Raw genomic sequence first — 12975 nt, forward strand, 5'->3', positions numbered from 1 at the left:
ACTATTTAGAAAGAAATGTCTTATCAAAATTTTTATTTTCTCGGAATTGGCGGCATCGGGATGAGTGCTTTGGCTCGTTTTTTCAGGGCTAAAGGATTTGACGTTGCCGGCTATGACCGTACGCGTTCCGATCTGACTCAACAATTGGAAAAAGAAGGGATTGCCATCCATTATGAAGATGAGGTATCTTTAATCCCCACTTTATTTAAGCAACCCGACAACACCCTTGTAGTTTACACACCTGCCGTTCCTGCCGACCACTCGGAACGGCTTTTTTTTGAACGTCACGGATTCAAACTCCTCAAAAGAGCGCAGGTGCTGGGCGAGATTACCCGTCAGCAACGGGGCATTTGTATTGCCGGAACGCATGGCAAAACTACCACATCGACTATGACGGCGCACCTGCTCAAAGAGTCGCATGTGGATTGTAATGCTTTTTTGGGAGGAATCTCCAAAAACTACACAACCAATCTTTTGTTATCTCAAAAGAGTGACTATGTGGTGATTGAGGCGGATGAATATGATCGCTCGTTCCATCAACTCACACCTTACATGGCAGTTATTACGGCAGCCGATCCCGATCACCTCGATATTTACGGAACGCCCGAAGCTTTCCGCGAGAGCTTTGAGCACTTCACCTCGTTAGTTCGTGAAGGGGGCTATTTGATCGTCAAAAAGGGAGCTGAATTAACTCCCCGTGTTCATCCGACGGTGAAATGCTACACCTATGCAGTCGATCAGGATGCAGATTTCAAAGCTACCAATGTGCGGATTTCCAATGGAGAAATCACATTCGATTTTCATACGCCGACTGAAGAAATTCATAATATACGGCTCGGAGTTCCTGTCCCGGTGAATGTAGAAAACGGAACCGCAGCAATGGCTCTGGCCTGGCTGGCTGGTGCAACTGCCGAAGAACTGAAAGCCGGAATGGCTTCGTTCAAAGGGATTCACCGTCGTTTTGATATGCAATATAAGAGCGACAAGGTTGTTTTTATTGATGATTATGCGCATCACCCGACCGAGCTGAAAACAAGCATCAGCTCAATTAAGAAGGTATATGGCGAACGCAAAGTGTGTGGTATTTTTCAGCCGCACCTCTACACTCGTACCCGTGACTTTGCCGAGGGTTTTGCTGAGGCATTGTCCTTGCTCGATGAGGTTATTTTGCTCGATATTTATCCTGCCCGCGAACAACCGATACCGGGTGTTACATCTCAAATTATTTTCGACCGGATTACCACCAAAAAGAAGACCCTCTGCACGAAACAGGAATTGCTTGGAATTCTTCAAAAAAAGAAGGATTTTGATGTTTTGGCAACGTTTGGGGCTGGCGATATTGACCGGCTGCTACCGGACATAAAAAAGTTGCTCGAAAATAAGGAATAATTCAGGAACCGGAGTTTTACTGATTGGCAGTAGCTCCGGTTTTTTCTGCTTTTTTGAGGCTTTTCTTGAAAAAATATTCTTCCCACATAACCCACATCAGGAAGATAATGAGGTAAAAAATATACTTGAAGAAATAGCTGTGTACTATTTCAAATGCTTCAGGATCGTGGCTTAGAACTACCCCCACCACAGTTATTCTTAACACATTTACCATGTGAACGACAAGCAGACCGGCTAAAATGTACCACCACTTGTGCTTCCATGGGCCACGGCTAAAGGCTATGATGCATGCAAATATAAAAGCTTGTTTGATACCCGTACATCCCCAGGCTATTTCAGAACTCTGTCTGTTTGCAAATTCAAACATGGTTCCATGGGTAATGGCAAAGGGAACGTTGAATAATTCGAAAACCAGACTGACAACCCGTATGATCTCCTTTTGTTCAAAAATGAAAGGACCTGTTATGTTAATGCCGAGAAACCTCACATCCGTGTCATAGTTTCCATCCTGAACAAAAATTTTCCAAAACCAGTTAGCTGCCATCATCACCACGATGAAGATAAATACTCCTCTGAAAGGAGCTAATCTTGTCGCATATTGCTTTATGTCGGCTTTCGTTAACATAACAACCAGGTTAAGATTTCATATATTAGTTGGTCAATTTTTTGAATACATCTTCCATACTTTGCGCTTGCTGTTGTAAAGTCAAAAGGGGTATATTGGTCTCTACCGCCAGACGAAATATGTCAGAACGAACATCGGCCGTGCTTGTTACCTCAAAGGTGTTTTTACCAATCGGTTCAACACGCAGAACTCCCGGAATGGAACGAAGTCTGTCGGGAACAATAACTCCGGCAAATTCAACAAGTGCTCCAAACCGGTCTTTATCGACTTCATGTAACAGATTGTCTTCCGTACTGTCGGCTACCAGTTTACCGTTGTTGATAATGATTACACGTTTGCAAATTGCCTTCACTTCCTGCATGATGTGAGTGGAGAAAAGAACGGTTTTCTCTTTTCCGACTTCAATAATCAGGTTTCTAATCTCGGCCAGCTGATTGGGATCGAGTCCGGTAGTCGGTTCATCCAGAATCAACACCTTTGGATCGTGAATCAGCGCCTGTGCCAGTCCGACACGTTGACGGTAGCCTTTCGATAACTGGCCTATGCGCTTTTTGTATTCACCGGTCAAGCCTGTGCGTTCTATCATTTCATCCACCCGGCTCTTGCTTTGTTTGCCCAAATGGTACGTTCCTGCCACAAACTGAAGATACTCTTTGACATAAAGATCAGGATACAGCGGGTTGTGTTCCGGCAAATACCCGATCATCCGGCGTGTTTCAAGTTCCGTCTCGCTCACTTTTTCTCCGCAAACAGTTACCGTTCCTGAGCTTGCAGAAATATAACCTGTGGCAATTTTCATCAGGGTTGATTTTCCGGCTCCGTTCGGACCAAGAAATCCTGCTATTTCGCCTTCGTGGAGTTCAAAAGAGACATCGTTCAGAGCTGCCTGCTGACCGTAATATTTGGTTAAATGCTGAATGGATAATGACATTTTTTCCTTCTCAAATTGTTGTATCTTTGTGTCTGCTCAATTCATTGTCGCGATAGTATATTCAAACAATGACTTAACGCAAAAAGAAAGACAAAAATAACTATTATTTTGCACATTGATCTTTTAAAAGCAAATACATTATATGACTCCCTCGCTTAAGATAAAAGGAATCCGTATTCCCGACGATGTTCGTAAGTTACGGTTGCGCCCCAGCGATATCCGCGATCATGCTCAAATTGTGTTCGGCTTGCTGCTGTATGCTTTTGCATGGAAAGGATTCTTGCTTCCACACCAAATTCCGGGCGGTGGTGTAACGGGTATCGGAGCGTTGATCTTTTTTGCGACCGGTATCCCGGTTTCTATTCCTTATTTTGCCATCAACGCTGTTTTGTTGGTGATTGCTATACGTAGTATCGGACTGTCATTCAGTCTGAAAACGATTTTCGGAGTGGGTGTGTTGACCTTTCTTTTTTCTGTTATTCCTATTATTCCCCGTGGTACTTTTGTCGGACCGAATGACTCTTTTATGGCATGTATTCTCGGGAGTATCATGGCCGGGGTGGGGGTTGGAATCGTCTTTATCTCTAACGGAAGTTCCGGAGGTACCGATATTATTGCAAAAATTCTGAATCAGAGTCGTAATATAACTCTTGGCCGGGCGATGCTCTATTGCGATGTGATCATTATCAGTTCGTCGTATCTTATTCTTGGAAGCCTTGAAAAGGTGGTTTTTGGGTTGGTGACACTGGCCGTGATGTCTGTTTCGCTCGATATGGTGGTGAACGGGGTAAGGCAGTCGGTGCAATTTTTTATTATTTCGCGAGAGCATGAAAAGATAGCCGATCGCATTAACAATGAAGTGCATCGCGGAGTAACGATTCTGAATGGTGAAGGCTGGTATTCGAAAGAGCCGGTGAAGGTGATTATGGTCATTGCCCGTAAAAACCAATCGGTTGCCATATTCCGTTTAGTCAAATCGATTGATCCGGCAGCGTTCGTTTCCCAGGGCTCTGTTATCGGGGTGTACGGACAGGGTTTTGAAGCGATGAAGGTGAAATAAGCCGTATTTTATCTTCCAATCTATTATTAAACGGCGCCCTGAAAAAACAAAATCGAAGTTTTAAGGAACTTTTTTTTGAAAGATTGTTGCAGGAAGACAAAAAAGGCCTATCTTTGCATTCTCAAAAATAAGTCAATAATGAACAATTCTATTCTACTAGTGAACGTCGTCGTCCTTTTAGTCAAATCCTAAAGGGTGAGTGAGGCATGTAGTAGATTGAACGATATATGAACGAATTAACGAAGCCTTTCTCATCCATGAGAAGGGCTTTTTAATTTATAATTTTAGTCAAAACAAAATATACATACAAAATGAAACTCAGAAGCAATGCAACAACGCAAGGTCGTTTGATGGCAGGAGCCCGTTCTTTGTGGCGTGCCAACGGAATGAAAGACGAACAAATGGGCAAACCGGTTATCGCTATTGTTAATTCATTTACTCAATTTGTGCCGGGTCACGTTCATTTGCACGAAATCGGCCAGGAAATCAAGGCCGAAATCGAAAAATTGGGTTGCTTTGCTGCCGAATTCAATACCATTGCCATCGACGACGGTATCGCCATGGGGCACGATGGGATGCTTTATTCATTACCTTCACGCGATATCATTGCCGACAGCGTGGAATACATGGTCAACGCGCACAAAGCTGATGGCATGATCTGCATCAGTAATTGCGACAAAATCACTCCGGGTATGTTGATGGCTGCCATGCGACTGAATATTCCGACGGTTTTTGTTTCCGGTGGTCCGATGGAAGCCGGTCGGTTGGAAGATAAAAAGCTCGACCTGATCGACGCTATGGTGCAGGGTGGTGACAGCAATGTACCCGAAAGTGTTCTCGAAAAAGTAGAACGTGCCGCTTGTCCTACTTGTGGCTCCTGCTCCGGGATGTTTACCGCCAATTCCATGAATTGCCTTAACGAAGCAATCGGTCTGGCACTTCCGGGCAACGGTACCATTGTGGCTACCCATGCCAATCGCAAACAACTGTTCATGGATGCGGCAGAATTGATAGTAAAGAATTGCTATAAATATTATCAGGACGACGACGAAAGCGTGTTGCCTCTGTCGATTGTGACCCGCAAGTCGGTGCTCAATGCCATGACTCTGGACATTGCGATGGGAGGTTCTACCAACACGGTGCTTCACCTGTTGGCCGTGGCTCACGAAGCCGGAGTGGACTTTACCATGGACGATATTGACGCTCTTTCGCGTAAAACACCCTGTTTGTGCAAAGTGGCACCGAATACACAAAAATATCACATTCAGGATGTAAACCGTGCCGGTGGTATTCTGGGGATTCTCGCAGAACTGAACCGTGGTGGATTGCTCGATACAACCGTAAATCGTGCCGATGGACTGACATTGGCCGAAGCTATTGCTCAATATGATATTACAAGCCCAAGCGTTACAGAAAAGGCTATCAATAAATACAAAAGCGCTCCTGCCAACCGCTTCAATCTGGTGTTGGGATCACAAAACGAACAGTTTGCCGAATTGGATGCCGATCGCGAAAACGGATGTATCCGCGACGTGGAACACGCCTATACCAAAGACGGCGGACTGGGCATCTTGAAAGGTAATATTGCCCTCAATGGGTGTGTTATCAAAACTGCCGGTGTGGACGAAAGTATCTGGAAATTCAGCGGCCCTGCAAAAGTATTTACATCGCAGGACAGTGCTTGCGAAGGTATTCTGAAAGATAAAGTGCAGTCAGGCGATGTGGTGGTGATTATCTACGAAGGTCCGAAGGGTGGTCCCGGTATGCAGGAAATGCTCTATCCGACCTCGTATATCAAATCGAAGCACCTGGGTAAAGAGTGCGCGCTGATTACCGACGGTCGTTTCTCGGGAGGTACCTCCGGTTTGTCGATCGGTCATATCTCGCCGGAAGCTGCTTCGGGTGGAAATATCGGGTTGGTAAAAGACGGTGACATCATTGAAATTGATATACCTAACCGTTCGATCAACGTAAAAGTGAGCGACGAAGAGTTGCAGAACCGCCGAAAAGCCGAAGAGGCCCGTGGCGATGCCGCCTTCACGCCAGCCGACCGCGACCGCAAAGTGTCGAAAGCGCTTCGCGCCTATGCCAGCATGGTAAGTTCAGCCGACAAAGGAGCGGTAAGAATAATTTGAAAATTTGGGAAACAACGTTCAGCGAAGCTAATTTGAAGATTTGAATTGAAAATCAACGAAGCTAAAATGAAATCTGTATCTTCAGATCAACGATTAAACGGTTCAACAATTAAACATTGAACAATGTCTCACGACCATTCACATCATCATGATCATGCAAGCGGAAATATCGTTGCGGCGTTTTTCCTGAATTTGGGTTTTGCCATCATCGAACTGGTAGGCGGCTTGCTGACCAATAGTGTGGCGATTCTTTCGGATGCTTTGCACGATTTCGGCGACAGTATTTCACTGGGCGTGGCGTGGTACCTGCAGCGGCTCTCCAACAAAAAAGGTGACTTGAACTACACCTATGGATACAAACGTTTCTCTCTTTTGGGGGCGATTTTTATCTCCGTGGTGTTGCTGGTCGGCTCCATTTTTGTAATACAGGCTGCTATCGGTCGCGTGATCCATCCCGAAGTGTCAAATGCCCGGGGAATGTTCTTTCTTGCAATTCTGGGAATTGCAGTCAACGGCGCGGCCATCTTCCGGTTGAAAAAGGGTGATTCGTTGAACGAAAAAGCGGTGATGCTGCACTTTATGGAAGACGTGCTGGGTTGGATTGCCGTGCTGATTGTCAGTGTGGTGATGATGTTTGTCGATGTTCCGGTGCTCGACCCGATTCTTTCTCTGGGTATCAGTGTTTGGGTATTGACCAACGTCTACAAAAACCTGAAAGCTTCGTTCAAAATTTTGATGCAGAAGGTGCCGGCAGAGGTAAACGAACCCAAATTGCTCGAGAAAATTAAGCAACTGGATAAGGTGAAGGATTTGCACGATGTTCATCTCTGGACGCTTGACGGAGAACGGCATATCATCACGTTGCATGTCGTAACATGTTGTGCGATTAGTGTTAATGAATTGTCGGGACTGAAAGCATCTATTCGAAATCTTTGCAAGGAGTTTGGCATTTACCATGCTACCATCGAGTTCGAAACGGAAAACGAACAATGCGAGTTTGAAGCAGGATGCTGTTGAAAAATTCGCATATAGCGAGAGAAATGTAAAATCAGAATAAATTGAAGTAAAAATGTGCTGGATTGCCAGAGAAAGTCTATTTGTAAGTCTTTACTCTTGGATCTTTGCTCTTTAATCTACTAAATATGAGTCAATCACAAATTTCAGGAAGCCAGGCGCTCATGCGAGCGTTTGTTGCCGAAGGAGTTGAAACCATTTTCGGCTATCCCGGCGGAGCCATTATGCCGGTTTACGATGCATTGTACGATTTTCACGACAAGATGCGCCACATTTTGGTGCGTCACGAACAAGGAGCCGTACATGCAGCGCAGGGTTATTCACGCGTAACCGGAAAAACTGGTGTCGTCATTGTAACTTCAGGTCCTGCTGCCACTAACGTGATTACCGGTGTGGCCGATGCCATGATCGATAGTACCCCGATGGTAGTTGTTTGCGGACAAGTGGTTGCCTCGCTTTTGGCTACCGATGCGTTTCAGGAAACCGACGTGGTGGGTATTACTCAACCTATTACCAAATGGAGCTATCAGATACGTTCTGCTGCCGAAATTCCATGGGCGGTGGCTCGTGCTTTTTATATTGCCCGCGAAGGCCGTCCGGGTCCTGTGGTGCTCGACCTCACAAAAAATGCGCAGATCGAGTTGATGAATTTCCATTACGAACCTTGTACTTTTATTCGCAGCTTTATCCCGACTCCGCCGATCGACGAACAGACTGTTTCGGATGCGGCCGCTTTGATTAATCAGGCGAAAAAGCCGTTTGCATTGGTAGGACAGGGAGTTATTTTGGGTAATGCCGAAGACGAATTGCTGGCGATGCTCGAAAAAGCGCAAATTCCTGCTGCCTGGACTCTGCTCGGACTTTCGGCGATGCCTACCGATCATCCGCTCAATAAAGGGATGTTGGGAATGCACGGAAATTATGGCTGTAATATAAAAACCAACGAATGCGATGTGCTGATCGCCATCGGGATGCGTTTCGACGACCGGGTGACCAGCAAACTGGCTACTTATGCCAAACAGGCAAAAATTATTCATTTCGACATCGATATTGCCGAGATAAATAAAAACGTAAAAGCGGATGTGGCAGTCTTGGGAAATTCAAAAGAGACTATTGCCGCAGTTACCAAACAATTGCAGCCTGCTCGTCACGACGAATGGATTTCCAGCTTCGATTCGTATGCCAAAATCGAATACGATGAGGTGATCAAAGAAGAGGTAGATCCTTCCACTCCCGATATTAAAATGGGCGAAGTGATCAGTAAAGTTTCCGAAGCTACCGGGCACAAAGCCATTTGTGTTACTGATGTGGGGCAGAATCAAATGATGGGAGCTCGCTATTTTAAGTTCTCTCAAACCCGCAGTATGGTTACTTCGGGAGGTTTGGGAACCATGGGATTCGGTTTGCCGGCGGCCATTGGTGCTAAAATCGGAGCTCCGCATCGTACTGTTTGCCTCTTCTGTGGTGACGGTGGTATTCAGATGACCATTCAGGAACTGGGAACTATCCTTCAGGAAAATATAGGGGTAAAGATTATCGTCCTCAATAATCACTTCCTCGGCATGGTTCGCCAATGGCAGGAGATGTTTTTCGATGAACGTTACTCGTTTACCAATATGAAAAATCCTGATTTTGTAGCAGTTGCCAAGGCGTATGGTATTAATGGTAAATGCGTCTCCACGCACGAAGAACTCGATCATGCTATTGCTGAAATGGTTAGCAACGACGATCCCTACCTGCTCGAAGTTCGGATCGAACCCAAAGGGATGGTATTGCCGATGGTGCCTGCCGGTGCTGATATAACCGATGTACGATTGAAATAACGACCTCCCCTAACCCCTCCCGAGGAGGGGAAACGGAATCTGCAACAGAATTGTATTTTTAAAAATATGTCATAATAATAAATTCGCCCGGATTTTCTTCCTTTCATAGATTTCATTCCTTTTTCCTTCTCCTTGGGAGAAGGTGCCCGAAGGGCGGATGAGGTCAGGGGAGGTTGGGAGGGGCTACTGACTTATGGAAAAAACATTATATACCGTTATCGTTTTCTCTGAAAACCGCCCCGGATTGCTGAATCAGGTATCCATTATCTTTTCGCGCCGGCAACTCAATATTGAAAGTCTTACCGTATCGGCATCGTCCATCGAAGGTGTTCACAAATTTACTATCACGGTCTATACCGACGAGGAAGAGATTGATAAAGTGGTGAAGCAAATCGAAAAGCGCATCGATGTGCTCAAGGCATATTACTACACTGATGATGAGGTTATTTATCAGGAAGTTGCTTTGTATAAAGTTGATACCGAGTCGATTCTTGAAAGCGACGAGATAGAACAACTGGTACGTAAATACAATGCCCGTTTTCTGGAGATTACCCGTACCTTCTCGGTAATCGAAATGACCGGTCACACCGACGAGATCAAGGAGCTGTATTATGCTCTCGACAAGTTTGGCGTGAAACAGTACGTTCGTTCGGGGCGAATCGCCATCACCAAATCGACCTCCGAATTGCTCAGCAAATTCCTTTCCGAGCGCGAGGAAGAAGCAAAGGGCTGACAGCAAGCATTTCAGCAAAATATAACACCTTCTTTTTACAGACGTATTCTCTGTGAAAAGAGGGTGTTTTTGTTTTTATTGTGTTGAAAATGAACGAGATATGTGCTGTGTGTTTTTTGGGATAAATATTGTAACTTTGTGCCGACTTCAATAAGTTTTAAAAACATAAATTATTCACAGATGAATGTAGTAACAAAAACCATCGAACTGGGCGATGGACGCACTATTACTATCGAAACAGGGAAGTTGGCAAAACAAGCCGACGGTTCTGTAGTAGTTAGAATGGGCGACACGATGTTGTTGGCAACGGTATGCGCTGCCGCTGATGCTGTCCCGGGCACCGATTTTATGCCGTTATCGGTTGATTACAAAGAAAAATATGCCGCTGCCGGTCGTTTTCCGGGTGGCTTTACCCGTCGCGAAGGTCGTCCTTCCGACTCTGAAATCCTCGTTTCGCGTTTGGTTGACCGCGCGTTGCGTCCTCTTTTCCCTGACGATTTCCACGCTGAAACTTTTGTCAACGTAATGTTGATTTCTGCTGATGGCGTTGATATGCCTGATGCTTTAGCTGGTTTAGCTGCTTCTGCTGCCTTGGCAGTTTCAGATGTTCCTTTCAACGGACCTATTTCTGAAGTTCGCGTAGCACGCGTTGACGGAAAATTCCTCGTAAATCCTACTTTCGATCAACTCGAAAACGCCGATATCGACGTGATGGTTGCTGCTACTATGGACAACATCATGATGGTGGAAGGTGAAATGGACGAAGTGTCAGAATTGGATTTGCTGGAAGCTATGAAAGTAGCTCACGAAGCTATTAAAGTACACTGTCAGGCACAAATCGAATTGATGGAAGCTGTAGGAAAGACAGAAAAACGTGCTTACTGCCACGAAGTCAACGACGAAGATTTGCGCAAAGATATTCACGATAAAACATTTGCAAAAGCATTTGAACTTGCAAAATCGGGTAATACCGACAAACACGCACGTGTTGCTGCGTTCAAAGCTGTAAAAGAAGAATACATTGCAGCTCTCGAACCTGAAGTTGCTGCTGAAAAAGGTGCTTTGATTTCACGCTACTACCACGATGTGGAAAAAGAAGCTATGCGTCGTGCTATTTTGGACGAAGGAATTCGTTTGGATGGTCGTAAGACTACTGAAATCCGTCCTATCTGGTCAGAAGTTGATTACCTGCCGGGAGCACACGGTTCTGCCGTATTTACCCGTGGCGAAACTCAATCGTTGACTACCGTTACATTGGGTACCAAAATGGACGAAAAGTTGATCGACGAAGCTTTGGTACAAGGCAAAGACCGGTTCTTATTACACTATAATTTCCCTCCTTTCTCAACCGGCGAAGCCCGTGCATCACGTGGTACAGGCCGTCGTGAAATTGGTCACGGAAACCTTGCATTGCGTGCTTTGAAACGCATGATCCCTGAAGATTATCCATACGTTGTTCGCGTGGTTTCAGATATTTTGGAATCGAATGGTTCGTCATCTATGGCTACCGTTTGTGCCGGAACTCTCGCTTTGATGGACGCTGGTGTGGCTATCAAAAAACCGGTTTCAGGTATTGCAATGGGTTTGATCTCAGAAAATAAAGGTAAAAACTTTGCTGTTCTTTCTGATATTTTGGGAGACGAAGATCACCTGGGAGATATGGACTTCAAGGTAACCGGAACCAAAGATGGTATTACTGCAACACAAATGGACATCAAGGTTGACGGACTTTCGTTCGAAATTCTTGAAAAAGCATTGATGCAGGCACACGAAGGCCGTATGCACATTCTGGGCAAAATCGCTGAAACTATCGAAGATCCTCGCGAAGACCTGAAACCGAATGCACCTCGCATTGTGGTAATCACTATTCCGAAAGATTTGATTGGTGCTGTAATAGGCCCGGGCGGTAAAATTATTCAAGGTATTCAGGCAGAAACAGGCGCTAATGTTGCTATCGAAGAAGTTGGCAATATCGGCCGTGTGGAAATTGCCGCTACCAATAAAGCCTCTCTGGATGCTGCTATTGCCCGTGTGAAAGGCATCACAGCCATTCCTGAGGTTGGTGAAGTATACACCTCCAAAGTAAAATCGATCATGCCTTACGGTTGTTTTGTAGAGTTCCTTCCGGGTAAAGAAGGTTTGCTTCACATCTCCGAAATTTCATGGACTCGTCTGGAAACAGTAGAAGCTGCCGGTTTGAAAGAAGGTGATACAATCGATGTAAAATTGCTCGATGTAGATCCGAAGAGCGGTAAATTCAAACTTTCACACAAAGTGCTGGTTCCGCGTCCACACGATCAGGAAAAGAAATAATTACTAACATAATTCATTTTCCAAAAGAGGGATAGACATTGTCTATCCCTCTTTTTTATGTTGTTGAGGATTGAGATAGCTTTGCAAAGCTTCCACATACTGTTGGAATGCTTCAACGCCCTGCTGTGTGATTTTGCATGTCGTACAGGGCATTTTTCCTTTGAAAGACTTGGTTACGTCAATGTAGCCGGCCTCCTTCAGCTTTTCTATTTGTACGCTTAAATTTCCGGCCGTAGTCCCGGTTTGTTTGCGTATGTAAGTAAAGTCGGCGCTATCGACACTGATTAGTATCGACATTATACCAAGCCTCAACTCGCTATGTAATAGTGGGTTTAATTCTTTGAACATCTCTTCTGGGCTCTGTAGTTCAAAATGTGACCGGGGATGATGTCGATGCAGATAAATGCTAAAGCGAATGTCAGCATTTTAACATCATAGTCGGGAACCAGATAGTTGACAAAGCCGATCAGCATCCCTATTAACGATCCGATAACAGAAGGCTTAAATTCGGTTACCAGTCCCGTAAGCATAGATCCCATGCCCATCATCAGTATAACTACAAACAAAATGGGAAATGCCCACATAAAACTGAAAATGGTTGCGGCAGACAGGAAGAAGCCGGTTATTCCAACAACCATCCAGATATACCTAATCACCTTGTCGATGTAGGTTTTGACTAACTTTGGCTGTCTGCTCTTGAATACGATATACGGATAACCTATTACCGGAATGAGAAACCACAAAAAGTTCCAATTAGGATTTCCGGTCAGGCGAAGTGCCAGCCATACGGAAATGGTGGCAAATATGGTTGCATATCCCCACACAAGCATTTGGCCACCAGCACCTCGCTCAAGCCTTTTTTGTGAGTTCTGAATCATTTGCGCAATCAGCGCCAAACTCTCTTTTTCATTTAGAGTTTTGTCCTGCATCTGAGAGTCTTCCATCTTTGTAA

11 protein-coding genes are annotated in these 12975 nt (G+C 45.1%); 7 read left to right on the plus strand and 4 right to left on the minus strand.

Annotated elements, in window-relative coordinates; all coding sequences use genetic code 11:
* The first annotated feature begins 15 nt into the window (after positions 1–15).
* Positions 16–1389 carry a UDP-N-acetylmuramate--L-alanine ligase gene (gene murC, locus F8N35_RS00240; RefSeq protein WP_293049354.1) on the plus strand — a complete coding sequence of 458 codons (1374 nt, stop codon included), beginning with the start codon at positions 16–18 and terminating at the stop codon, positions 1387–1389.
* 16 nt (positions 1390–1405) lie between these two features.
* Here murC and F8N35_RS00245 read toward each other — a convergent pair whose 3' ends face one another.
* The gene (locus tag F8N35_RS00245) at positions 1406–2014 is read right to left on the minus strand and encodes an exosortase/archaeosortase family protein (RefSeq protein ID WP_293049355.1); all 609 of its coding nucleotides are present in this window, start codon (positions 2012–2014) and stop codon (positions 1406–1408) included.
* Between the two features lie 25 nt (positions 2015–2039).
* Positions 2040–2945, minus strand: coding sequence for a gliding motility-associated ABC transporter ATP-binding subunit GldA (gene gldA / locus F8N35_RS00250; protein ID WP_293049356.1), 906 nt, complete (start codon positions 2943–2945; stop codon positions 2040–2042).
* A 142-nt stretch (positions 2946–3087) separates the two neighbouring features.
* On the opposite strand from gldA, the gene F8N35_RS00255 reads away from it, so the two are divergent.
* From F8N35_RS00255 to pnp, 6 genes are all read left to right on the plus strand, one after another.
* The gene (locus F8N35_RS00255; RefSeq protein ID WP_293049357.1) at positions 3088–4005 is read left to right on the plus strand and encodes a YitT family protein; all 918 of its coding nucleotides are present in this window, start codon (positions 3088–3090) and stop codon (positions 4003–4005) included.
* Between the two features lie 311 nt (positions 4006–4316).
* Positions 4317–6140 (plus strand): dihydroxy-acid dehydratase, encoded by a 1824-nt coding sequence (gene ilvD, locus F8N35_RS00260; RefSeq protein ID WP_293049358.1) that lies wholly within the window; start codon positions 4317–4319, stop codon positions 6138–6140.
* A gap of 123 nt (positions 6141–6263) precedes the next feature.
* Positions 6264–7157, plus strand: a complete 894-nt coding sequence (locus F8N35_RS00265) for a cation diffusion facilitator family transporter (RefSeq protein ID WP_293049359.1) — start codon at positions 6264–6266, stop codon at positions 7155–7157.
* 125 nt (positions 7158–7282) lie between these two features.
* Positions 7283–8977 (plus strand): biosynthetic-type acetolactate synthase large subunit, encoded by a 1695-nt coding sequence (ilvB, locus tag F8N35_RS00270; RefSeq protein WP_293049360.1) that lies wholly within the window; start codon positions 7283–7285, stop codon positions 8975–8977.
* A 193-nt stretch (positions 8978–9170) separates the two neighbouring features.
* A complete protein-coding gene (gene ilvN, locus F8N35_RS00275; RefSeq protein WP_293049361.1) occupies positions 9171–9710 on the plus strand; it encodes an acetolactate synthase small subunit in 540 nt (179 codons plus the stop codon).
* Between the two features lie 180 nt (positions 9711–9890).
* Positions 9891–12023 (plus strand): polyribonucleotide nucleotidyltransferase, encoded by a 2133-nt coding sequence (gene pnp / locus F8N35_RS00280; RefSeq protein ID WP_293049362.1) that lies wholly within the window; start codon positions 9891–9893, stop codon positions 12021–12023.
* Between the two features lie 42 nt (positions 12024–12065).
* On the opposite strand, the gene F8N35_RS00285 is transcribed toward pnp, so the two are convergent.
* Together F8N35_RS00285 and F8N35_RS00290 are read right to left on the minus strand one after the other, a co-directional pair.
* Positions 12066–12371 (minus strand): transcriptional regulator, encoded by a 306-nt coding sequence (locus tag F8N35_RS00285; RefSeq protein WP_293049363.1) that lies wholly within the window; start codon positions 12369–12371, stop codon positions 12066–12068.
* Positions 12356–12967 carry a hypothetical protein gene (locus F8N35_RS00290; protein WP_293049364.1) on the minus strand — a complete coding sequence of 204 codons (612 nt, stop codon included), beginning with the start codon at positions 12965–12967 and terminating at the stop codon, positions 12356–12358. The genes F8N35_RS00285 and F8N35_RS00290 overlap by 16 nt, the downstream gene beginning before the upstream one ends.
* Positions 12968–12975: the final 8 nt, after the last annotated feature.

The sequence above is a fragment of the Paludibacter sp. genome (genome assembly GCF_009712605.1).
GTDB lineage: Bacteria > Bacteroidota > Bacteroidia > Bacteroidales > Paludibacteraceae > Microbacter.